This window comes from Brasilonema sp. UFV-L1, assembly GCF_012912105.1.
Taxonomy (GTDB): domain Bacteria; phylum Cyanobacteriota; class Cyanobacteriia; order Cyanobacteriales; family Nostocaceae; genus Brasilonema.
Window position 1 is genome coordinate 73,446 of the sequence record NZ_QMEA01000008.1, and the last position, 24,285, is coordinate 97,730.

Annotated in this window: 20 protein-coding genes; 4 read left to right on the plus strand and 16 right to left on the minus strand. The window is 42.9% G+C overall.

The genetic code is table 11. The annotated features are described in order from the left end of the window. Nucleotides 1-4: 4 nt before the first annotated feature. From DP117_RS04650 to DP117_RS04710, 13 genes are all read right to left on the minus strand, one after another. Nucleotides 5-466 (minus strand): M67 family metallopeptidase, encoded by a 462-nt coding sequence (locus DP117_RS04650; protein WP_169217185.1) that lies wholly within the window; start codon nucleotides 464-466, stop codon nucleotides 5-7. A gap of 29 nt (nucleotides 467-495) precedes the next feature. After that, a complete protein-coding gene (locus DP117_RS35930; protein ID WP_248277526.1) occupies nucleotides 496-2,175 on the minus strand; it encodes a hypothetical protein in 1,680 nt (559 codons plus the stop codon). Nucleotides 2,176-2,515: 340 nt separating this feature from the next. Further along, nucleotides 2,516-6,220, minus strand: a complete 3,705-nt coding sequence (locus DP117_RS04660; RefSeq protein WP_211175915.1) for an ABC transporter substrate-binding protein — start codon at nucleotides 6,218-6,220, stop codon at nucleotides 2,516-2,518. A 34-nt stretch (nucleotides 6,221-6,254) separates the two neighbouring features. Then, nucleotides 6,255-7,379 (minus strand): DUF1822 family protein, encoded by a 1,125-nt coding sequence (locus DP117_RS04665; protein WP_169217159.1) that lies wholly within the window; start codon nucleotides 7,377-7,379, stop codon nucleotides 6,255-6,257. Nucleotides 7,380-7,389: 10 nt separating this feature from the next. After that, the gene (locus DP117_RS04670) at nucleotides 7,390-8,034 is read right to left on the minus strand and encodes a sigma-70 family RNA polymerase sigma factor (RefSeq protein ID WP_169217160.1); all 645 of its coding nucleotides are present in this window, start codon (nucleotides 8,032-8,034) and stop codon (nucleotides 7,390-7,392) included. A 333-nt stretch (nucleotides 8,035-8,367) separates the two neighbouring features. Beyond that, on the minus strand, nucleotides 8,368-9,648 hold the full coding sequence (locus tag DP117_RS04675; RefSeq protein WP_169217161.1) for an SPFH domain-containing protein: 1,281 nt from the start codon (nucleotides 9,646-9,648) through the stop codon (nucleotides 8,368-8,370). Between the two features lie 275 nt (nucleotides 9,649-9,923). Continuing rightward, complete coding sequence (locus DP117_RS04680) at nucleotides 9,924-11,285, minus strand: flotillin family protein (RefSeq protein ID WP_169217162.1); 1,362 nt, start codon at nucleotides 11,283-11,285, stop codon at nucleotides 9,924-9,926. A gap of 187 nt (nucleotides 11,286-11,472) precedes the next feature. Beyond that, complete coding sequence (locus DP117_RS04685) at nucleotides 11,473-11,808, minus strand: NfeD family protein (RefSeq protein WP_169217163.1); 336 nt, start codon at nucleotides 11,806-11,808, stop codon at nucleotides 11,473-11,475. 297 nt (nucleotides 11,809-12,105) lie between these two features. Next, a complete protein-coding gene (locus tag DP117_RS04690; RefSeq protein ID WP_169217164.1) occupies nucleotides 12,106-12,825 on the minus strand; it encodes a carbonic anhydrase in 720 nt (239 codons plus the stop codon). Between the two features lie 625 nt (nucleotides 12,826-13,450). Beyond that, complete coding sequence (locus DP117_RS04695) at nucleotides 13,451-14,836, minus strand: cytochrome P450 (RefSeq protein ID WP_169217165.1); 1,386 nt, start codon at nucleotides 14,834-14,836, stop codon at nucleotides 13,451-13,453. 493 nt (nucleotides 14,837-15,329) lie between these two features. Then, nucleotides 15,330-15,797, minus strand: a complete 468-nt coding sequence (locus tag DP117_RS04700) for a DUF29 domain-containing protein (protein ID WP_169217166.1) — start codon at nucleotides 15,795-15,797, stop codon at nucleotides 15,330-15,332. Between the two features lie 48 nt (nucleotides 15,798-15,845). Continuing rightward, a complete protein-coding gene (locus DP117_RS04705; protein ID WP_169217167.1) occupies nucleotides 15,846-16,589 on the minus strand; it encodes an ABC transporter ATP-binding protein in 744 nt (247 codons plus the stop codon). 161 nt (nucleotides 16,590-16,750) lie between these two features. After that, the gene (locus DP117_RS04710) at nucleotides 16,751-16,975 is read right to left on the minus strand and encodes a ferredoxin family protein (RefSeq protein ID WP_169217168.1); all 225 of its coding nucleotides are present in this window, start codon (nucleotides 16,973-16,975) and stop codon (nucleotides 16,751-16,753) included. Nucleotides 16,976-17,168: 193 nt separating this feature from the next. On the opposite strand from DP117_RS04710, the gene DP117_RS04715 reads away from it, so the two are divergent. Continuing rightward, nucleotides 17,169-17,945: an SDR family oxidoreductase gene (locus tag DP117_RS04715; protein ID WP_169217169.1), complete on the plus strand. Its 777-nt coding sequence runs from the start codon at nucleotides 17,169-17,171 to the stop codon at nucleotides 17,943-17,945. A gap of 156 nt (nucleotides 17,946-18,101) precedes the next feature. Here DP117_RS04715 and DP117_RS04720 read toward each other — a convergent pair whose 3' ends face one another. Further along, the gene (locus DP117_RS04720) at nucleotides 18,102-19,358 is read right to left on the minus strand and encodes an ATP phosphoribosyltransferase regulatory subunit (protein WP_169217170.1); all 1,257 of its coding nucleotides are present in this window, start codon (nucleotides 19,356-19,358) and stop codon (nucleotides 18,102-18,104) included. Further along, a complete protein-coding gene (locus DP117_RS04725) occupies nucleotides 19,358-20,308 on the minus strand; it encodes a J domain-containing protein (RefSeq protein WP_169217171.1) in 951 nt (316 codons plus the stop codon). The genes DP117_RS04720 and DP117_RS04725 overlap by 1 nt, the downstream gene beginning before the upstream one ends. Nucleotides 20,309-20,637: 329 nt before the next feature. On the opposite strand from DP117_RS04725, the gene DP117_RS04730 reads away from it, so the two are divergent. After that, nucleotides 20,638-20,823, plus strand: coding sequence for a hypothetical protein (locus DP117_RS04730; RefSeq protein WP_169217172.1), 186 nt, complete (start codon nucleotides 20,638-20,640; stop codon nucleotides 20,821-20,823). A gap of 33 nt (nucleotides 20,824-20,856) precedes the next feature. Here DP117_RS04730 and DP117_RS04735 read toward each other — a convergent pair whose 3' ends face one another. Continuing rightward, complete coding sequence (locus tag DP117_RS04735; protein ID WP_169217173.1) at nucleotides 20,857-21,678, minus strand: inositol monophosphatase family protein; 822 nt, start codon at nucleotides 21,676-21,678, stop codon at nucleotides 20,857-20,859. Nucleotides 21,679-22,287: 609 nt separating this feature from the next. Between DP117_RS04735 and DP117_RS04740 the strand changes: the two genes are divergently transcribed. Beyond that, nucleotides 22,288-22,668 carry a hypothetical protein gene (locus DP117_RS04740; RefSeq protein ID WP_169217174.1) on the plus strand — a complete coding sequence of 127 codons (381 nt, stop codon included), beginning with the start codon at nucleotides 22,288-22,290 and terminating at the stop codon, nucleotides 22,666-22,668. Nucleotides 22,669-22,678: 10 nt separating this feature from the next. Next, nucleotides 22,679-24,285: GUN4 domain-containing protein (locus DP117_RS37185; protein WP_339381387.1), on the plus strand; the 1,607-nt coding region annotated here is incomplete at its 3' end.

Below are 24,285 nucleotides of genomic sequence, written 5' to 3' on the forward strand. Positions count from 1 at the left end.
ATTGTTAAATTTTGTTTTCAATGACTTCCTGTTGAAACTGGTGGTTGTCATCTAAACACCAACTTTTCATGTCACTCGCTTTACCATTTTGTACGGAAACAATGATGTAAGAGTATTCTTGCCAAGCGCACTGACGATCAAATTCTGAGGGAATTGCTGGATGGTCAGTATGGGAGTGATAAATACCTACGATATTCAGGTTACGCTCACGTGCTTCTCTTTGTGCTTGTAACATGACTTGAGGGGCGATTACGTACCTTTGCCTCTTACTATAATCTAATGTGTCATCTTTAGGAAAATCTGCCGCTGTTTCTGCATTCCAGGCATTTTCTGTTGGCATGACTTCTACCACAGTTTTGCCTTCGTTTGTCAGATGGCCTAGAATTATACCGCAACATTCTTCGGGGTACGTGGTTTCGGCGTGGGTGTAAATGGTTTGTAAGTGTTGTGGGAGAAGTTTAAGAATCACAGATTTTTTCACTCTTCTATTGCTATTTAACCACCACACCCGCCACATCCACCACATCCACCACACCCGCCAGAGTCACCTCCATCACCACCTCCATAACTACCTCCACCGCCGCCTACATCTGAATTACCACAACCTGTATAACCTACTTCTACACATCCACCAGACCCGCCAGAGTCACCTCCATAACTACCTCCGCCGCCTACATTTGAATCACCACAACTTGTATAACCTACTTCTACACATCCACCAGACCCGCCAGAGTCACCTCCATAACTACCTCCGCCGCCTAAATCTGAATCACCACAACCTGTATAACCTCCTCGTCTTGTTCCATCTGTATAACCTCCTCGTCTTGTTCCATCTGTATAACCTCCTCGTCTTGTTCCATCTGTATAACCTCCTCGTCTTGTTCCATCTGTATAACCTCCTCGTCTTGTTCCACCTGTATAGGTTCCTCGTCTTGAAAATATAACTACAAAAAATATCAGCGCTAAGACGAACCAAATGAAAATCTGGAATTTCAGGAAGAGCAAAACTATACCTAAGAGTAGAACAATCACATTGGTGAATATTTTGAGAAAACGGTCAAAATATTCATTCTCACGACTTACAAGCCATAGAAGATATACAGCCATACACAGGCATAAGACAAGAAGATAACCAATCGGTTTGTGTCGAGAAAACCCGATGATCATCCTGACGATTCCTAAAGAGTATAAGCACAAAATCGAGAGCTTTGTTAACTTGCTTGCAATCCCTTCCCACTGCAAAAATACTTGATTGTCTCTCTTTTCAGAACTGGATATTAAAGGTTTGGTTTCTTTCCAATGAGAAATGGCAAAATCAGAGATAACAGTGGTGATCGCAGATAAAATGTAGAACCCAACAAAGTCTTTTCCTGTTAAACTCAACATTCCTGTCACTAGATTAGTAGTCCCTAAACTAAATAACACAAACGCCAAGATAGCAAATAACACCCAAGCAATCCGAGAATCGTTTTTGAATCGTTCTAACAAGAAGCCGAGAATACTTGTAAACAAAAGCCCAAGACATCCAACTAACAGGTAAAAGTTGAAAAACTCAGATAATGAACGATTAATTGGATTTGGAAAGCTGGCGAGTGCGGGAACATCCCAAATGATTATACTCACGAGTGCAAGCAGTGACAGCATCCAGACAGCACCCCGACTGAAACGAAACTTGGTTAAAAAACTGAAATCCGGTTTTTGAATAATCCAATTCTGCTGTGTGTTGACGCGAACAAAATGAATATCTCTGCCAAAACGGATATGGGGAGGTGACCAAATATCGGATGGTGGTCGCTGTTGGAAAAACTGTTCATAACTCGCTAATGTTTTACTGTACCAGTCATTAAACTTATACCCTTCCTGTTGCCCACCTTTGGTAGGATTATGATGTAAAGACGTTCGTAGAACATGAGCACAGAAATCTTCCCAATATGATTGGGTATAAACAAGGTGTAAATGCCAGACTTGATCCACTTGATCCGAAGGGGTGACTGGATGACCAGCAACAATAGCTAAAAAGGCAAATTTCTTGTATTCATCAATCACCCGTTGAGCATATTCAATTGTCCAATTATTATCTCTCGCAAGGCGTTTACTGAAAGATAATTTTGCATCAATCTCATCCAAGGAGAACTGCTGAATACGCTGATAGAGATCTAATTGGTGAGTGTTCATACATAAATCTCTCATAGTTTGTTACAAAGCCTCTCAAACATTTTTATTCGTTTGCTCTTAGCGATTCTTGCAATGCTTTGCGAAATGCTTTCCAGGGTAAGTATATGTATGATTGCGTGTGCTTTGCGCTGACGCTATTTCAAGCTTCATACTTGTAGTATTGGGTTTTTAATGTTGAATGAACGAACGAGTGAACCAGATATGACCTTTTTTGAATTCAAAATTCAAAATGCTGTTAGGCAAAATTAAGTACCTCGCTCATTTGTTTGTCAGTTACAACTGCCAGTACTTATCTGATTGTTTACAAAACTTTACTTTTCCCTGACTCGGCTGATCCTAACTATGGATTCAACGGGATAAAATCATAACCTGTAGGTGATTTCTTGCTTGGCTGAATTTGGACTAATTTCGGTTTGCCATTGCGATCTGCGCGCAGCGCAGCAGCTAAGCTATCGCCTGATGGTAAAAATTCAATCTTTCCTGTTGCACCGTTGGCAAAGAAGCTTTGACTACGCAAAACTTGTTGCAATCCATCGCGTGTGCTACTTTTCTCCAATCCTGTAGCAATGGCAATAACTGCATCATAAGCCATCACTGTTCGCCAATTCACCGCTCCACCCCAAAGTTTATGAGCATTTTGCCCAAAAGAATTATCTGAAATTGCTGTCGGATGCCAAGGTACAGCTAGTACCATCCCATTGACATCTGCTCGCCCTGAATTGAAAGTCTCAGATGTATAAAGCGTGGGGCTAGCGAAGAGTACGAGTCGCCTTTGATTTGCCCGTGCTAAATCTAAAGCTTTGTTAATTCTATCTACATGGGGAGCTAGTACCAAGCCATCTGCTTTCTGACGGATAGCATCAGCCATGATTTGACTGGGGTTGAAATCGGGTGCAGACAAATCACAGTTTATCTTGACAAAATTACCACCATTGTTGTATAATGCAGATTGCAATTCATCTCTAAACGATTGATTGTCTATAGCTTTTTCATCCACACAGATTGCGAGATTTCTTTTGTGAGCAGTTCTCACAGCGTAGCCAGACAAAGAATCGGCAATAAAACGAATGCTGGGAGCTACACGAAAGATATATTTACCTGCGTTGGATAGCTTAGTGGAAAAGCTGGTAGCCGAAATCATCACTAAACCTTCGTCATTATACACCGGCGCGGCAGCGACAGAGGCTTCACTGGCATTATGAGCTACCACTGCCAGAATATGAGTATTTTTTACAAAGAAAGCAGCAAGTCGTTCAGCAATCTCAGGATTGTTATCATCTGAGGCAATGACAACCTGTAAAAGATGTCCTTGAATACCACCACGGCTGTTAATCTTATGTTGAGCTTGAGCAACTCCCCGGAGAATTTCTTGAGCAACATTGAGGTTGGTGACAATAGGAACGCTCACAGCAATTGTAAAGGTTTTTCTTCCCAGAGCAGCTTGAGCATTGTTCATGTAGATACGCGCTTCTGGATCGTTGGGCGTCACTTGTAGGGATGCTTGGAAGAATTGGAAGGCGCTATTGTAGTCTTGTTGAGCAAAAGCTTTTACGCCTTCTTGCTTTACACGGTTGGGTTGAGTGGTGACAAGAAATTTTTCCCCCAGACTGATACGGCTCGAAATTTCGTCTAACGAGACAAAGTTGTAGCCAGTTGAAGCTTTTGGATCACGTTTGACTTGAATTAAGACAGGAGTGCCAAGGCGATCGCCTGATAACGAAAACTGTATCTTTCCGGTTGCTCCATCCATCGAAAAAGAATTTGATAGAGCTTTTTGTATTCCGCCTCTTGTATTCTCCTTCCTTAATCCCTTTATGATCACTTGAGTTGCATCGTAACTAGTTGCAGCTCGCCAGCCAATTTTGTTTCTATCACCCCATAGCTTGCTGGCATTTTGCCCAAACTCTTGGTTAACAGAGGCTGCAGGGTGCCAGGGAACTGGGATGATCATGCCGTTCACTGCAGCACCATTGCCATTTAAGAGTGTTTGCTGGGTTTGCATGCTAGGGTTTCCAAACAGAGTTAATTGTTTCTCCTTGTTCGACTTGGCGGCTTTGGCAACGGCGATCGCTTTATCAACTCTATCTACAAACGGATCGAGCAACAGACTATCTGCGCCGACATTGATTGCTTTTTGTATGACTTCCTCAGGCTTAAGTTGAGGATCCGCAAGATCACAATTAATTTCAATCAGCTTGTCTCCAAGCGCAGCATCAAAATCGTTTTTAAAGGATTGATCAATAGCTTTGGAATCTCTACAGTACACAATTTTGGTTTTGCTAACCATTTTTACTTTTGGAGCTAAAGCATTGGCGACTATGGTAGAATTAACAACTGTTCTAAAGATGTAGTTAGTCTGGCGATTATTCTGTTCAGTTAAGTTTCTTGAACTACTGGTTGGCGAAATCATAACTAACTTGTTCGCCTGATAAACCTCAGCAGCCTTAACGCTTGCATTGCTGCTGTTATGTCCAACGACTACGAGAATATCTTGATTGTCTACAAATTTATGGGCAATTCGTCGGGCGATCGCTTCGTCATTATCATCATTCGCAATTTCGACTTTTAACGGCTTGCCATCAATTCCATTTTGACGATTCACCTCATCTTGAGCTTGCGCCACTCCCCGCAGAATTTCTTGCGCTACATCCGGGTTAGTGCCTATGGGAACACCAACTGCAATTGTCAGAGCATTTTTTTCGCCTATCTTGGCATTATTTAAATAGATTAAAGTTTCTGGATCACTGGGATTTTGCTGCCGAGACTTTTCAAACTTGCTAACTGCTGTCTTGTAATCTTTGAACCAAAACGCTCGTACACCTGCTTCTTTCTCAGGAGTTTTGACTGACTCAAGTAATATCTTTTCCCCCAAACTGATGCGGTTGGAGAAACTCATTTCATCAATCACACGCCATACAATGCCAGAAATTCCGATGACTGCGAGCACCCCTGCTGCAAACAGTCCTATCTTTTTCCAAGGAAGCTGTTGAGGCCATTTTAACTCTGCTGCTGCGGGGTTCTGGAAAATAATCGGCAGCCAGGAAGCACAAGGATATTGCTCTTCCAATTCTTCTTCCAACCGCTCACGGGCTTGTCGAACCGATGTATATAAGGATTCGCCACTTGTAAAAGCTGTCAGGAAATACCGCAAAAACTTTTGTGCCACTATGTCTGGCACAGGTTCACGCATAACTATGACATAGGGAATCCTCAAATCAGCGAGATTTATTGCCAATCCTAGCCCATCACAAGAATTGAAAATCGCCAGCTTCAACCCCTTTTGCACAGCAAATCTGAGGGTGCGACGTAATCGATCTAGTGATAAACTCTCGTTGGGATTAATCTGAAGAACCCCCTGAGAATCTCCATCCTGACTACAGCTATGTCCTGCAAAACACAAAATATCCCAAGGCTGACTCCACAACTTGTCAATAAGTTGCTCTCGTGATGCTTCTATCAGCGGTTCGACTTTTGCCCCTGGTAACTCTTTGAGTGCATCCATATCTGGCTTAACATTAATTCCCTCACTGTTACCCAGGATGGCTAGAATTTTAACAGGATTTTTCAAGCTCTTTGAGGATGGCTCATGCTCAGCACTCAAAGCAATCTCGGCTTGAGGATAACAATTCTCGAACAAATCCCACAAATGCCAGGGAAGCCGCCGGATGAGAGGATCTTGAGTTTTGAGAATAAATCGCACCGTTTCAGATTTGCCGACATTCTGTAATAACTGGCGTTCTAGATGCTGCAAAGGTGGTTGATTCAGCCAATGATTCAGACTAGAACGCAGTGCAACAGCAGCATTTTGGCATTCTACTGTAGTAGAAAAGTTGGTTATCTGTTGTTGAGGTACGATGATACGATAAATCTTTTCTAACTGAAGGTAGCTTGATTGCCAGTCTTGGTAACGCTGAGGAATTTCGGGTGCAGGCGGCAAACAGCCGGAAATTTCAGCAAAATGGGGCTGATCATCTTCCCCAATCCGCAATGTCACATGAAATCCCTGCTCAAAACTGCCATTTCCAATCTCGAAGATAACCAGCATCCCCACCTGCAGCACCTTTTCTGGATCTATAATTTTAAATTAAGAAATTTTCTGTAATCATTGCATTTTCTAAAGTAACTCTAACACTGAATTGTTCGCCAAATTCCGCACTAAATTTTAATTGGATGTAGTCATCTAGCTCTCTGGCTTGAACTTCCAGAAACGGGTTACCATTTTCATACAGTCCAGCCAATTGTAAACCAGGCGGTAAGTAGCGCTGATTTCCGATTGGATAAACCCGCAGCAGCACCGCAACAGTATTATCTGGTTTTTGTAAAATTGCTACCATGAGCGCCACCGCATAACCTGCGAGTTGCATTCCCAAATCCAGTATACGTCTGGCTTTAGTGACGGGGTGGTGGGGAGCAATTGTCCAGAGAATTTCTGCCAGAGTCCAACGAATTTCTTCATCTTGAGTAGTTTGTAAAAGATTAACGAGAACATCTGTAAATTGTGATGGAGAAGAAACCTCAAATGGCTGAAGTTGTGAACGATCGCCTTTATGCTGACGTGCATACAACTGTGAAATCACTTGGCGAATCTTTTCTGGGGTATCAAGTTCGACTCCTTTGACTCGTTTCGAGCGAAATGCCAATGCTGGACTACTTCTGTGAGATAATTCTTCAATCGTTTCCCATCTTGCTTCATAAATACCTTCCAACCATTGCCGCAACCGCACCACTTGAGATTTCTCATGCAAGTGTTCAACCAATGCTTGCAAAGATTGCAGTTGAGTGATATGTATAACTGATGATGTTATTGTAGGCACAAATCCGAGAATTTTTCCTTCTTTGCAGCCTTGATCCAGTTGGACAATCACATATCCAATGCGATCATCCCAGACTTCTGCTGGAATAGAGCAAGTCTGTTCGCTTGTCTTGATTGTTCGGCATTCCAAACGCCCAATTCCTATGACTTGTAAATCTGCCACATCTGCACACAACCGACCGATTTTGTTCCAGCTATAACTCGCTTCTAAATCTGTAGGAATATCAAGCATTTGCAAGTAGGTATTAACGACTTGTACAGCTAAGGTATTAAGGTATACCTGGCTTGCTTTCTGGGAAGTCGGTTGCTCTTGGGCAAACTCAAGAGCAGTCTGTTGAGCTTTCAGGGGAATTGGGATGGAAATAGTTAGATTTTCAGTCGAGTTACTCATGATTTGATGATTAGAGATAGCCTTGAGATTTGCCAAAATTTAGGAGGCGCGGAAAGCATTCGCGTTGATAGAAGCTGCTTAGGGTGGCGATCGCCACTCCAAACTCTTTTGATAAAACTTCCCAAGAAGTTTCAGGAGGTAAACGGCGCTCAATTAAGATTTGGCAGTGAATATCCGGGCGATCGCGCACATGAATAGAACGTAACAGAGTGCCCTCTTGTTCAAGCCATTGACGAATTTCTTCTAGAATTGGAGGCGGTTCTGGTCGTGCTGGAATGAAATCTACAGGGTCTACTAGTTGCCCATTAATATCAACTATAGGTTTAGCCGTCCAATATTCTTTTTCAATAGCTTTTATGCGGCAATCTTTAAGTCGGTATCTAAGGTAGACATTAACCCAAGTAATGATACTATTTTTTTCTGGATCAAAGGGATGTTTAGCTGTAGTCGTCTCACACAAATTACGGCAAAAGTACAGCCAGGTTTGCTGGAGCGCATCTTCAGCATCAGGTATACCCGCGCTTCTCAAAAGTCTACCTGATTGCTGAAGCAGCCAAATAATCTCATTCAGTTTTTTGTTGCGTTCCTTACTGCCCCGTGGATGGCAACAAGCTTCTTTAACAAGCTGCAGAATTTGCTCTTCTAATTCATCCATATTACTGGTTTGACAGTTCATCAACACGGAGTCACATTGATACTCCTTTCGGTGCGCTTAAGAATACCTATTTTTTAACCGCAGGAGGCAACAGAGGACACAGACAGAGGAGTCAATCATGCTTAGGTAATCTTATACCACCGAAGGGAGTAGCTAGTACAACAAGGCAAAAGCATGCCCTCCGCTAAGACGCTCCCTTGTCTACAAAATCCACGAAAAGCTTATGATATAAACTTTTTGAATTTTGAATTTTGATAGCGCAGCGTGGCACGTTCGCGCAGCGTGTCCTCTGGACATAGTGCCATATTTTGAATTCCAAGAGAGTGATACTAGCTAAGATTTAGTGTTTTGTTGATGTTGATGCATATTCTGGTTGCTCATTGGTTCACCGGGTGCTAAATGACCTACAACTTTAGCAATGTCTATACCTATTGTCTGACGTAACTGCTCTGAGAAAGAAGTCATTTTCGTCACGTTGGTACCATTGCTAGCATCAATGACAGTTAAGTTTTGCACCTTAACTTTTGGAACTCCCGCAGCCATCATCCTCAAAAGTGGTTCCAGCTTCTGGAATAAAAAGATTTCTCGTGCTGAAGCACCAGCTGCCTTCCAAGATTGGGCCAAGTGCTGTGTTCCTGCAGCTTGCGCCTTACCATCTTCTACAATCCGGGCAGCATCTCCTTTCGCAAGAGCGATCGCTCGTTTGCATTCTGCTTCTGCTGGTGCGACGACATCAGCTTGCAACTGCTGTTCCACCTGCTTGATGCGTTCAGTTTGTACAGCAACCTCAGCTTGCACTCGCGCCACTTCTGCTCCCACCGCTGCTTCTACCTCAGCCACCATTGCTGTTCGTTTGGTGAGTGCATCTCTGACTCTGCGTTGGGCTTCAGCTTTAGCAATTTCCAAATCTCGCCCAATCCGTCTGAGTTCTGTAATTCGTTTATTTTCTGATGCTTTAATCGCAGCAAGAGCCTTTGCATCTGCTTCCGCTATCCGTGCATCCCGTAACAGTTCTGCCTGTTGCTTGCGCCCAATAGAATTTAGGTAGGAAACTTCATCAGAGATATTCTTAATTTGCAGGGTGTCTAGTACCAATCCCAGCTTTTCTAAGTCATCTTCAGCTTCCTCCAGTAAATTTTTAGCGAAGGCAATTTTATCTTCATTCACCTGTTCTGGTGTCAAACTGGCTAATACCCCCCGCAGATTTCCCTCCAAAGTTTCTTTTGCCAATTGTTCAATGTCCTTACGACTTTTACCCAAAAGGCGCTCTATCGCATTGTAAATTGTTGGTTCTTCCCCTGCAATCTTAATGTTAGCCACCCCCTCCACTGTCAGGGGAATGCCACCTTTAGAGTAAGCATTCGATACCCGTAGTTCGATAATCATGTTAGTGAGATCCATGCGGAAGGTACGCTCCAAAAGGGGAATTTGAATGCTACTACCACCTTTAACTAAGCGGTATCCAACCGAATGCCCATCTGCAACTGGGGTGCTATTCCCGGCAAAAATCAGCACCTCACTTGGCTGACAAATATAGTATAAGTTACGAATAACCCAAAATGCAGCCCCAGTACCTGCTCCAAAAATTCCTAGTAGTAAAGCAATAATTTCCATGATTTTTTTCCTTTTATAACCAAATCAGTTACAGCAATCTTAGATAGGTCGTGAACAAAAAATTATGAAAACGTAGACGCGGAGCGGTGAGACAGCGCTGCAGGAGGGTTTCCCGACAGAGGCGACTGCGAACCCGAAGGGCTTCCCGCAGGGTACCGCAAAGTACGCCCTAGACGCGCAGCGGCGTGCCGTAGGCTAGTACACAAAGGAAGAAAAGAGAGAAGATGTTCACAAACAATTTAGGTTTGCTGTATCAGTTATTCACTGTGTACTGTTTAATGACTGCGGTTGAGAGTACCTGCTACATCTATACCAAGGGTGCGATTGACATTTTCAAGGAACTGAAGAACAATTTCTGGATAAACATTCACCAGACTTGCTAAAGATTTACCATCGCCGTTGTCAATCACATTCACTTTGTCAAGTTGAATTCGCCCTGGAATTTGTACTGCTTGTTGGAGTACTGTTTCGATTTGCTGAATTAGGAACACCTCGGAAGCATCAGTTCCTGTTTCTTGCCAAACTTGGGAAAGGATGTCGTTTACTAAGGCGGCGGCTTTGGCTTTTTCTTCCAGTTGTGCGGCTTCTCCTCTGGCGCGTAGTTCTTGTGCTTGTTGTTGGGCTTGTGCTGGTAGCACTTCATCTGCTTCTAGGCGCAGACGTTCTAATTCTGAGCGCAGTGTTTGTAGCAGTTGTTCGGCTTTGGCTTTCTTTTCTTTGACAGCAGCTTTGGTAATCTCTTCTTCTGAGCGAGCTTTTTGTTCTAGCTTTGCCTGAGTTGTGCGCAGTTCGTTCTGTTTTTCCAAAATAATGATCCGATCCTGGGTTTTGGCGACAGAAGCATGTTCTTCACATTGAGCTTCTATCTGTTCGGCTTCGGTAAGTGCATTTGATTCGGCAATTTCAGCATCTCGGATAATTAGCGCAATTTGCTTGCGTCCCAAGGATCTGAGATAATCTACATCATCGGAAACACTTTGGATTTTTAAGGTGTCTAGTTGTAGTCCCAGTTTGGTGAGATCGCGGCTGACATCCGAGGCGATGCGTTCGGCAAAACTCAGACGATCTTCATTTAGTTCTTCCGGTGTGAGAGTGGCGACAACACCGCGCAAATACCCCTCTAGGGTTTCGCGGGCGACACGAGCAACTTCCGAGCGATCGCGATCCAGAAAGCGCTCAATCGCATTGCCAACAACGTAAGGATCTGTGGAGATTTTGACATTGGCGATCGCCTGGATATTCAACGGCGTTCCTCCCTTGGCGTAAGCGTTACGCACTTCCACCCGTACAGGCATTGTTGTCACGTCCATACGTTTGACAGTTTCAACAATCGGAATACGAATCGCTCGTCCACCTGCTAACACTCGATAACCGACTTCTTGCCCATCTTTGGTTTGTCGTTTGCGCCCTGAAAGTATCAAGACTTCGTTGGGTGAACAAATACACAGGAAAGATTTGAGAAACCAGACTAATAAAATGACTCCAAATATGGAAAGGGCAATAGGAACACTAGTAAAAAGTAGCCCCTCAATATTGTTTCTCTCATAAGTGTTTGGGGGGTTTGACTGAGTTTGAGCCAGCGGTACTACTGTGACATCATGCTCAAAGAAAGATTGAAATTGGGATTTAACTTTCATAGTTAGTTGTTAGTTACTGTTACAAAAGCCAAAAGTACTTAAAGAGCAGTCATTTCAAAATTGAAAATAGGATATTAAGCTGATGTGCAAATGAGATTGCATATCTTTAGTAAGCATGAAAAAATCAGTCCATCACTTCTCTATTTTCCAAGTCAGCTGCAAACGAGTTCATAGAATATTTAGCAGCTTACTGAATGAGAGAGCTTTCGGACACAACCCATACTTTATTTCCTTTCATATCCATAATTAAGACGCGATCGCCTTTGCTAAACTCTTTAACTTCGTCCGTAAAAGCGACGAAATCGACCAAAGAGTCTTTAACGTTAACACGTACCTTTCCCTGACTGCGGTGATCAAACGGGATTTCAACCGTGCCAAAACGACCAACCACATGGTTTGTCCGCACCAAACTATCCACGACTTGGCGTCGCCGTTGCAAATAAATCAACCACACCACTAAAACACCGCAAAAAAGACCAACGATCATTGAAATACAAGCAACTTTTACAATTGGATTATTCACCGCCTTCCCCTATACTGGTCGTTCTCTCCTATTAACTTCTCAGGACAAGTAGAATTCAATTATTTGGAAATTTACAATTCGTTACATTTGACTCTAGACTATGCTCACGAGTCCAAAGTCTTACATCTTGCATCTGCTAAAAATGTAAAATTAATTACATTTAGTCCGTTTTAACGGACGCGTGATTATTAGCCTTGAACTTGAGTTCAAGGCCTACTATGGGTAAGGTGCAAGCTCTGAGATATCAAAAATCCTACGAAAAGCTACCGTGTTCTACGCATGGGGGATGCGTGACTATCAAGCAACAATAGACACTTTGCCAGTATCAATATCGTAACAAGCGCCAACAATTTTGAGTTGACCTTTGCGGATGAGCTTAGCCAGAATTGTTGAGCTTTCCTGTAATTTTTTCGCCTGATACTGAATGTTGGCGACAATTGCATTCTCTTGGATGTTACCTGTTTTTAACTTGATTTCTTCTACAGCTGGTTTGATACCCTCAACAATCAAGCTAATTCTGCCAGGAGCGGGCTGTTCCTCAAGCGCCTCCATGACTGCACCACATTTTCTATGACCCAAAACCACAATCAATTGACAACCCAATATTGCTGTAGAATATTCTAAGCTGCCAATAGCCATGTCACTAACGACATTGCCAGCAACTCGTACGACGAATAAATCCCCAAGTCCTTGATCAAAGACAATTTCTGCAGGAACTCTAGAGTCAGCACAGCCAAATATAGACGCAAAAGGATATTGACCCTTAGCAACTAATCGCAGGTGTTCTAAAGATTGGTCTGGATATTTTCGCTTTTGGTCTACAAATCGTTTATTTCCATCCAATAATCGTTTTAAGGCTTTGTCTGAATTAACTGGATTGGGATTTGCAGGACTTGCATCAGCAAAAGTTTGCTGTGTGATCCATTGCATACCACTTCCAACAGCCAAGCCTCCCACACCTGCAATAGATTGCTTCAAAAAATTACGACGTCCAACAAATCCGTTTATTCGACTCATTAGTCTATCTCAGTTTCACAAATCCAGCTGACAATCATTTGGTTTATGGCTGGAACATATCAAACTCTGCAAAGATACAAGAGTTAGCAAATAACGGTTTAAGAGTCATTTAATTTTCTTGACACTCCCCACAACTGTGTAACTTATGCGCTAAGCCGGGAGATTTTAGTTTCAATGTATTTCAAATTACCAAATTTTGGCGAACTGCAGCAAAGCACCCTCCGATTCCGGTGACAGTTGTCGGTTAACGAATAATTCGTTAACCGACATTAGAACAAGAGCACTCAGGTCAATTAACAATTCAAAATTCACGCATCACCGCTCGCGCAGCGGGCAAGGGAGGGCATAGATTGGATCGGAGGTTTCCTCCGCTCCAACTTCTCTCAAAATTCAAAATTAAAGACAGTTTGAGTTGGGGATTTAAACCCCAACTCAAACTGAGGAGCCAGTGCCGTGGGCGGGTTTCCCGACTTGAGGCATCTGGCGTACTACGGGTAGACGTAGGGGTCTTAAACCCTTTAATGTAGGATAAACATGATAGTGTTCTACCAAATATCTAATACCAATTTTAAAAAAGAATGCGACAGATACACATTCCCAAACCCAAGTTTCGTCTCGGCTTTCTTCATTTTGAATTTTGAATTTTGAATTTTGAATTGGTATAACGAGGAGTCCCCGCGACAAGACTCATTTTTACTCCACCTTGAGGACCTATTAAAAAACCTCGACGTGCTGGCTTAACAGGACTTTTCTCCTCTAATTTCAATTGATAATTTAAAACAATAGTTGCTAAAATTAATTTCATTTCAAACAAAGCAAATACTTGACCTAGACATTGACGAGAACCACCTCCAAAAGGCCAAAATTCATAAGGTGAGTATTTACGATTAATAAACCTTTCTGGTTGAAATTTATCTGCTTGGGGATATAAATCTTCTCGACGATGAGTTAAGTAAATAGAAGGTACTACATACGTTCCAGAGGCAACTTGATACCCGCTTAAATTGACAGAGCGTAAAGTAATTCTAGGAAAAGTGGAAAGAACCACAGGGTAAATCCGTAAAGTTTCTTGACAAACTGCTGTCAGGTAAGGAAGTTGAGTAATTTTGAGCGCGTCCGGAGTATTTAAACTTCGTAACTCATGCAAGAGTTTCTCATAGACTTCCGGTTGTTGATGAATCCAGTACAAAGCCCAAGCGATAGCGGTAGCTGTGGTTTCATGACCAGCAACTAGTAAAGTCAAAAGGTTATCTCTTAATTCGGCATCACTCATGCCTTCTCCATTTTCATATTTTGCTTCTATTAGCAAACTCAGAATATCAAAATGATTTGATTGCACTTGGCGACGCTCCCATATTTGCGCCATCAGTAAATCATCAATTTGTTGCCGCAAGCGCAGATATCTTCCCCAAGGACTCCAAGAACCCAAATCTTTTCTTAGAGGTGGAAACAATAAAACACTGGCGCTGAGTGGTGAATTAGTTAAATCCAACCAAGTTGTCATTAAGTTTTCCAGTTTTTTAAACCGTAATCCCTCATCAATACCGAAGACTATTTTTAAGATAATCTTCATGGTAATAGCTTCACTTATATGGCGAGCAATAAAAGTTTGACCTGGCTTGAGACGTTGTACCACTTGTTGGGTAATTTCACAAATCTGCTGCCCATAATTGACCATCCGTTCCCCATGAAAGGGAGGCATCATTAGCTTTCGCTGTTTTTGATGACGTTCTCCATCTTGTACAATTAACGAGTTTTCTCCAACTTGAGGTTTGAAGATTTCATTAGCAGCAGCCGGAGCAGCAAGAATTTTATTTGTGGGATTAAATAATTCTTGAAGATCTTGAGGATGACTAACAACTAAAATTTCTAGCTCGCCAATGGAATTAATGAAAAAGAGATCTCCGCAATTTTTGGCACAACGCTCCAAGAACTCCAATGGTTTTAGAGTTGATTCGATTTGTTGGAGAAATTTAGGAGTTTTAAGTTTCTCAATTTGTTTAATTGTCATACGTTTTGGATACCCGGTAATTATTTTATTTAAGGTTAATTATTGTGATTTGCGTCCTTCCACACCTGCAATACATTGCTTCAAAAATTTACGACGCCCAACAAATCCGTTTATTCGACTCATTAGTCTATCTCAGTTTCACAAATGCAGCTGACCGAATCAGTTATCAGTTATCAGTTTGAAGAAGAATTCAGAATCGGTGAATTCAGTATTCACCAAGGAAGAAATAAAGAATTCTGACTTGGTGACTCCTGACTCCTTCCCTGTGTACTGTTTACTGTGTACTGTGTACTGTTAAAACCATTTGGTTGATGGCTGGAACATCTCCAACTCTGCAAAGATGCAAGAGTTAGCAAATAACGGTTTAAGAGTCATTTCATTTTCTTGACACTCCCCACCCCTCGTGTAACTTATACGCTAACCCGGAAGATTTTAGTTTCAATGTTGTATTTCAAGTTACCAAATTTTGGCATCGCGAAGCGATCGCCACTATCTACAGCCCGTAGAAATCCTCATCTAGAATCTGCTCAACCGAAAAAGGACAAATCATGGGATACTCACTTTCCTGGGGCACACGAACCCCAAATTTAGCGAACTTCCCCTCCTTAATTGCCACCTTGCGGGCATCAGGATAAGCTTTTTCCAACGCTTCATTCAAAAAACTTTTAAGCGAAGGCGTATCTGTCAAATTGTCAAGAACGCGTAGACGATGTTCTACTACAGAACTGTACAAACTTGCTTTCATAGTATCGGGCACATCATGCTGAACATGCAACTTGAGTAAATGCGCTAACAAGATTTTGAGATTGCTTTTGAGCGTATTCTTTTCCGACTTACCCAAGTCTACCAACTCCGAAATCAGATGCTCAATATCTAGCGACTCAAATTCACGGTTTTTCAATTGCCCAATCGTTTGCTCAATCCAGAGTTGTAAATCGCTCTCATATAGGTTGTTAGACATTTTTCAGATGAACTCCCAGTTATCCAATTTTTCAGAAGCGCCATCTCCTCAATGTCCCTTCCCTGCTCCCAGATACAATTCGCCTACCTTAGGATCATTCAACAATTGTAAACCAGGACCAGAGATAGCATCGCGTCCAGATTCCAGTACATAACCTCGATCAGCCATTTCCAAAGCTTTACGGGCATTTTGCTCAACAAGTACAATCGCCGTACCACCTTGGTTAACTTGTTTAATTTGCTCAAACACCTGCGTCACCAGGATAGGAGACAAAGCTGCTGAAGGTTCATCTAAAAGAAGTAAACTGGGTTCTAACATCAAAGCTTTGCCCATTGCTAGCATTTGACGTTCGCCACCAGAAAGAGTACCAGCGCGTTGTTGACGGCGATCGCTAAGCTTTGGAAACATATTAAATATTTTATCTTTGAGCGGCTTGAGAGGAACATTGCGGACAAAAGCGCCCATTTCTAGATTTTCTTCTACACTCAAAGAAGGGAAAACATTGGCAATTTGCGGTACGTAGCACATTCCCTTACGAACGATGTTATTCGACTTAAGTCCAGCGATATTCTCTCCATTGAAGGTAATTGAGCCTGTGTGGGGAGTCAAAAGCCCAAAAATAGTTTTTGCTAAGGTAGATTTTCCCGCACCGTTGGGACCAATGACTGTTACTAATTCTCCACGTTCCACTCGGAAATTGACACCTTGTAAGATGTCTACATCTTTGATGTATCCAGCGTGGACATTTTTGACTTCTAGTAGAGGAGACGAATGAGTTAGCGAATCAGACATAATGCTCTATCTTAAAAATACAAAATATAGCTACTTTAAAATACAGTTATTTTTCTAATTTTTTCTAAAAATTCGACGATACAACTATATACTATGACTGTAAAAACAGGCAAAATTTTATTTTTCAATGCCTGTTTTTTCAAAGATGTTAACCGTTTATACTACGGTGTTTTTTGTAAATCAGGTCGTTCTTCTGGGACGATCGCCCCTTCTACTGGACACACTTGGATACATATACCACAATCAATGCAGGTAGCAAAGTCAATCCAGTACCAATCAGTTCCCTTGACGTTTTTGCCAGGACCATCATGAATGCAAGCGACTGGACAAGCGTCTACGCAATCAGCGACGCCTTCACAGACATCAGTAACAATCGTGTGCGGCATAGTTCCCCTCTATTTGGATTAAAATTGCTATGTTTTGTCAGCTGTATATAGCCTAGCAATAATACTGAATCACTCGTCCTCTATTGTTGGGTTGCGCTAAGCTTAAACGCCAGACGCCTCTAGTGTCAAAAGTAGTATTTCTTATTCAATGGGATAATAGTTTTTTGCAATTCTATTTTGTAATTAATTTTAGATGACTACCCCTCTACAAGTTCTCGTCACTGGTGCAACTGGACGTACTGGTTCACTCGTGTGCCAAAAATTGCAACAACGTCCCCAGCAGTTTACTCTGAGGGGATTTGCCCGTAAGAGTGAGAAAGTTCAGCAATTGTTTGGTGCAATGGATAACTTTTTCTTTGGCGATATCCGCGATCCAAAGACTCTCATAAAAGCGTTAGAAGGTTGTTCTACCTTAGTTATTCTCACCAGTGCGATTCCCCAAATGAAAGGAATACCACAACCAGGGATGCGTCCTGAGTTTACTTTTCCTAATGATGAAATACCGCAAGTCATTGACTACCAGGGTCAGGTTAACCAAATTGATGCTGCAAAAGCATCTGGAGTCAATCATATTGTGCTGGTTGGTTCAATGGGTGGCACGAATGAAAACCATCCCCTTAACAGTATTGGTCATGGCAACATCTTGATTTGGAAACGTAAGGCAGAACAGTATTTAATTGATTCTGGTATTGATTATACGATTATTCGCGCTGGGGGTCTATTAGACCAACCGGGAGGAAAACGAGAACTCCTAGTTGGTAAAAATGACACCATGTTGATTAATCCACCAAATGGAATTCCCACTTCGATTCCGCGTGCAGATGTCGCAGAAGTGGTTGTCCAAGCTTTGTTGGAACCAAACGCCAGAAACAAGGCTTTTGACTTGATTTCTCAACCAGAAGACGCGCCTGGTACTGTAGTGACGACAGATTTTGTAGCTTTGTTTGCACAAACGACACCCGGATTATAGTAGGCACAGAACTAAGGGTGTAGAGACTCCAAGACGTCAAAAGTATTAAACCAAAAGTCAAAATTAATACTTTTGACTTTTGTTAGCGTTTGCGTTAGCGCCCCTCTTAGGAGCTAGCGGTGCGCAGCACATTTTGACTTTTGACTTGTTTTGCCCTTACCCTCCTACACCCCTAATTGTTGACTCAATTGTTTTGGAACCATCAGCTTTAATCCAAGCAATTTGGCTGATAGTGCGATCGCGTGCATATTGTCGAATCTCATCCGCATCTCGTCCCCCTAAATCCATTTCTACTCGTACCAAGTGAGTCGAGTCTCGAAGTTTTGTAGCGTAGGCAAAGGCGGCTGTGTAAGCATCCGGTGTTTCTGGTACAATCAACCAATTGCTAGCTGATGTCGTTTGTGGTAACCGCCCAGCAGACAAGAGAATTTGTTGTAAGTCTTCCAAGAAGAGTACAAAACCTATTCCCGGTATACTTTCTGCTTTCGGATGATAAAGCTCTAAAAGCTGGTCATAGCGACCACCCCGCCCTATTACCCGTGTCTGTCCATCAGTATGACTGACGACCTCAAATACAACACCTGTGTAGTAGTCAAAGGTTTGTAATAAACTCAGGTCGAGGATGGTTTCTATCCCTCTTGCTTGGATGAACCTTGTACTCGAAATCACTGAAATATCCAGTAATTCTACTAGTAGTCTGAGATGATCTACGACCGCTTGTAGACTCTCGTCTAAACCTAGATTGCTCAGTTTTTGAAGAACATCAGCGGGATTTCCGCGCAAATCAAGCATGATTCTGGCGCGTTCTCGTAGTTCATCGCTCAATGGTAAAGTGTCTATCGTTACACGGTCAAGGTGAGCGATCGCACTCCGGACTTTTTCTTGTAGATGAGGAGGAAAAGCTTTGAGGAGCGATCGCGTGATTTGGGCTTCACCTAAAATTAAAGACCAATGGTTCAAACCCAAAGCTTGTAAACAATCTGCAACCAACAGCAGAATTTCTGCATCAGCTAAGCGTCCACCACTGCCCAATAATTCCACCCCAGCCTGATAAAATTCTTGCTGACGGTTATGCTTTAACTCAGCTGTCCGTTGGAAAACATTAGCATTGTAATATAGACGTTGTGGATAAGTCACACCCCCCATGCGTGTTACAGCCGTGCGAGCAATAGAAGCTGTCAGTTCTGGACGTAGCCCCAAATCTTCATCATGACTATTTTGCAGTTGAATCACCATAGAGCGATCAATTGCTCCTCCCGCCATCAGCGTATCCATACGCTCTAGTGTTGAGGTGATAATTCTGTGATATCCCCAACGATGAAACACTTGCTCTAACCGATCTTCTATCCAGCGTTTTTGAGCCACATCTAAGGGTAATAAATCCCTAGCTCCCACTGGAGATTGATACACCATTATTTTTTCTTCCCACCAAACAAACCACCAAACAAACCGCCACCCCCAGATTTACCTGGTTGCTGACTCCTCGTATGAGACGAAGCTGTACGCTTCGCACCACTAAGTTTTTGCCCCATCATCTGTTCAATTTTAAGTCTTCCCGCCAACGCTATTTCGTCTTTGGGGTCTAATTGTAGGGCGCGGTTAAAGTACACTTTTGCACTTGTGGTTAGATTTTGCTTCAAATAGACCACCCCAATCAAGCTATGACAACGACTATTATTTGGCTCTAGTTTCAGAGCATCTTGTAATTCTACCCTTGCTTGTGCCAATTGATTTTGTGCTATCAAATTTTGAGCGCGACGGATGTATGAAACAACAACTGAGTCTTTCTTTTGTGGTGGAGAGATTACGGGGGCTTGATTAACTGCTGGTGCATACGTTGGAATTTCTGGCTGAGCAATTAGCAGTGATGCTGCTGTAAATATTTTGCCAGCACTGCGCATAGTGTATACCAAATTCAACTCGCTGAGTGAGGCTATGGTGTGTTGTACTTGCTGTAAAGAGTCATATTGAGTTTCAGCAATTTTGGTAATCGCACTCTTATAGATATGCTCAAAATGAGGCGCACAAGCTAGCTGCTGAGTTACATCGCTGTTGAATTCCACTGAAACCGATTCTTGCACAAGACGCTTACCTATGAGCGACAAAACAAAAATATGTTCGGTTCTAGTTTTCTCATGAGAAAGTGTTTCATAAGCCGGATTCACCAGCTTAGACAACAATTCATTCGCGAGTTGTTTCTCAGCATCAGTTTCATCCTTACAGCTATCAGGATGCAAGCGACGGGCAATTTGAACATAGCGCTTACGAATTTCCTTGACATCTGCATCAATTGGTACACACAGAACCGCGTGATGGTCTATAAAATCATACTTAAACAATCCGCGATTGAACTGGAAAGACATATAGTTGCACCACAATCCCTTGGATTTATTCAGTTGACTGCACTTTTATATATGTAATAAATTTAACTTTTTTCTCTTCCTACGCAGACAGTGATGTTACTAAAAACAGTACAAGATAACTCAATTTATGTAAAATCAAGGCTTTATAACTAAATTGCCTATGGAACCGACAGTAGAACAGCTAAGGGCGTTCTATCGCACATGCGTAAGAATAAGCTACTACAACCAATCGAAATGGTGCGATATGACAGTCGCACCCAGAGAATAGTCATTTTGGTTGGAGAGACAATACAGATAGAAGTACTTCCGAATGGGGAGGTGTTTATCGGATGACTAATTATAAAGCGATGACAGAACAGCAGCTGCGCGAATACGTGCGACGGAATCCTCAAGACGAGGATGCATTCCAGTACTACTTGAGCATAATTCGTTCTCGACCAAGTGTACTTTGCACCACGGATGAGGAATTTGAAGTTGAATTGCGAAAGCGGATAAATCAGCAACAGCAGCTGTAAATTAAACTCCCTCACTGCTAGTTTTTCAGCCTGCTAGTGGGGGCTAACCCATGAAGACAGCGGCGGAACTTGTTGTAATTCCTGACTCAGACTATTGTGAATATAACCATTAGTACCAAGAATTCTACCAGACCAGATATCTAACGGACTGCCATCGTATGCAGTCACCTTTCCGCCAGCTTCTCGTAGTAAAATGACACCAGCAGTAACATCCCAAGGAGAAAGACCTCTTTCCCAGTAACCATCAAGACGACCACAGGCGACATGAGCTAAATCTAGAGATGCTGAACCACTGCGCCGAACTCCTTGAGTCAGATGAGTCAAGTGACAAAACTCCGCATAGTTGTTGTCAGAAGTTTCACGACGGTCATAAGCAAATCCCGTAACCAACAAACTTTTCCCAAGTTCAGAAGTGTCTGAAACCTTTATAGCGCGACGGTTACGCGTAGCTCCCAAACCTTGAGCCGCCCGGAACAACTCATCATGAAACGGGTCATAAATAACACCGACTTGTGGGACACCCTGAATCAATAGCCCAATCGAAACAGCAAAAAAAGGATATTGATGAGCAAAGTTCGTTGTTCCATCCAAAGGATCAATCGCCCAGAGATACTCACTCTCTTGATTTCCTAGTTTTCCAGATTCCTCAGCCAGGATAGAATGGTCAGGAAGGTGACGACGCAAAACATCTAAAATTACAGCTTCCGAAGCTTTATCAGCAGCAGTTACCAAATCACCGGGGCGTCCTTTTTCAGTAATCGCGTCTTCTACCTTACCCAAATAACCTTGCAACACCGCGCCAGCAGCAAGGGCTGCTTCTGTAGCAATATCCAAAAAGATTTGCAGATTAGTCATGACTTATTCATAATTCTTAATATCAGCGTATTACGAATTGTGAATTAAGGGTAGACGCGGAGTGTATCCTTATCCGCCTGCGGCACCTTTGCCCTTATAAAGCTATGGTGTACACACCAGATCGCTCGAAACCTCACCCTCGCTTTTAGCTTCGCTAAAATCTTTCCCTCTCCTTAGCAAGGAGAGGGATGTCCGTGAGGACAGGGTGAGGTTTTTTCTGGTTCCTAGCCTGAGGCTGGGAACAAGCGAGGACAGACGCGGAGTTTACCCCTATCCGCCTGCGGCACCTTTGCCCTTATAAAGCTATGGTGTACACACCAGATCGCTCGAAACCTCACCCTCGCTTTTAGCTTCGCTAAAATCTTTCCCTCTCCTTAGCAAGGAGAGGGATGTCCGTGAGGACAGGGTGAGGTTTTTTCTGGTTCCTAGCCTGAGGCTGGGAACAAGCGAGGACAGACGCGGAGTTTACCCCTATCCGCCTGCGGCACCTTTCCCCTTATAAAGGGGAAAGGAAGCTGAGTTTCCGGAATCGTCTACTATTTGATTGGTATCTACATTACAGTAGAATTCTCGCAAGTGTAAATATTTCTTATAAACATTACTAGTATTATGCCAGACACCTCAAACCTGAAACTAACCATTACATTTACCGATCCCAACTTGGATGAGGATGAGAAGAATGAGGAAGTCCAGAAGCTTCTAGCACAGATGCAAGATTTGGATGAAGTGGAAACAGTTGATCGAGTTGTGAAACCCAACACGCTGCTGGGAACCAAATCAGTCACAGGCTGGGTAGCAGCTCAGGTGATTGCTTTTGTGAATCCGGAAAATGTAAAACAAATGTGGGGGTTTCTAAGCGATCGCCTAGCCAACAAACTCATTGAATTGGAAGCAGAAGCAAATGGCAAAAAAGTTAAGATAAAAGCAAGCAGTCAGCAAGAGTTAGAAGCAGCAGTCAAGGCAATACAGGAATTACTGAACCCAGAGTAGGCTGGTAAACATGGCGAAAGTTGCACTGCTTATAGGAGTGAGTGAGTATGAACCAGGCTTAAACCCGTTGGCTGGGGCTGTTATGGATGTCGATGCTATGCAGCGAGTTTTGCAGCACCCAGACATGGGTAATTTTGCCGCATCAGATATCACAGTGCTGAAAAATCCCCAACGACAAGCGATGGAAGAAGCAATTGAAACGCTATTCTTCAATCGACAAAAGGATGACTTGGTGCTGCTGTATTTTTCTGGTCATGGTATTAAAGATGACATCGGCAGACTTTACCTGGCAACATCTAACACTCGTAAAAACACTAAAGGAGAATTGGTCAGAACTACTGCTGTTGCTGCTAGCATGATACACAACCTCATGGAAAATAGGGGTTCGCGGCGACAGGTAATTATTCTTGACTGTTGCTTTAGCGGTGCATTTGCTGAAGGTATGAGGGCAAAAGATGATGGCAGTTTGGATATCAAGAATCAACTGGCAGAAACCAAGAAACCACAGGAAGTCGAAGGACGGGCAGTTCTGACTTCTTCTACTGCCATGCAGTATTCTTTTGAACAACAGGGTTCAGATTTATCAGTTTATACCCGCTACCTTGTAGAAGGAATTGAGAAAGGCGCGGCTGACACGGATAATGACGGCGTGATTTCGGTGGATGAACTGCATTCGTATGCGCGCGAGAAAGTACAGGAAGCAGCACCGGCGATGAAACCAGAGATTTATGTCATCAAAGAGGGTTACAAAATTCAGCTGGCAAAAGCTCCGATAGACGATCCGAAACTGGAGTATCGTAAAGAAGTACAGAAATGGATCAAAGAGGGTAAAATTTCGCGTTCAGTTCGTCGAGTTCTCAACCGTCGCCAGAGTGAACTGAGTTTGTCGGCGGATGAAGCAAAAGAAATTGAAAACGAAGTCCTTGTTCCTTTCCGCAAGCGCCAACAAAATCTACAAGAATATGAAGAAGCACTGACTGAGGCATTAGAGGAAGAAGGTACTCTCAGTCATCACACACGAGAGGTATTAAAACGTTTGCAGCAACTTTTGCAACTCAGAGATGAAGACATCGCGCCAATTGAGACGCGGTTAATCCCAGCACGCCAGCAGGAAGGAGAGGCGGATGAGACGACGAGTTCACACGAACAGATAGCGAAAGATATTGCCCCTGAACCTCCACCCCCTACAACTGATGAAGATGACCTCAGTTCAGAAAAAGGTGTAGACTACACGAAACTGCGAGACTTACTCGCAGCAGGAAAGTGGAAAGAAGCTGACAATGAAACTTACCTCGTGATGCTTCAAGCTGTCGGGCGCGAAGAAAATGACTACATTAGAAAAGAAGAACTCTTAAACTTTCCCTGTACTGACCTGCGCACAATTGACCAACTTTGGGTAAAATACAGCAATGGACGCTTTGGCTTCAGCGTTCAGAAAGAAATTTACCTCAGTGTCGGCGGCAAGCCGGACGGTAAATATTACGAAGAAGCCTGGGAAAAGTTTGGCGATCGCGTAGGTAGGAAAGTGAGAGAAAACTGGATTAGCTACTCATCTTTCACTTTTGATACAAGTGCCCCAAGAGGTCACCTCCCGTGTGTGGGGTGGGGGTGGGGGGT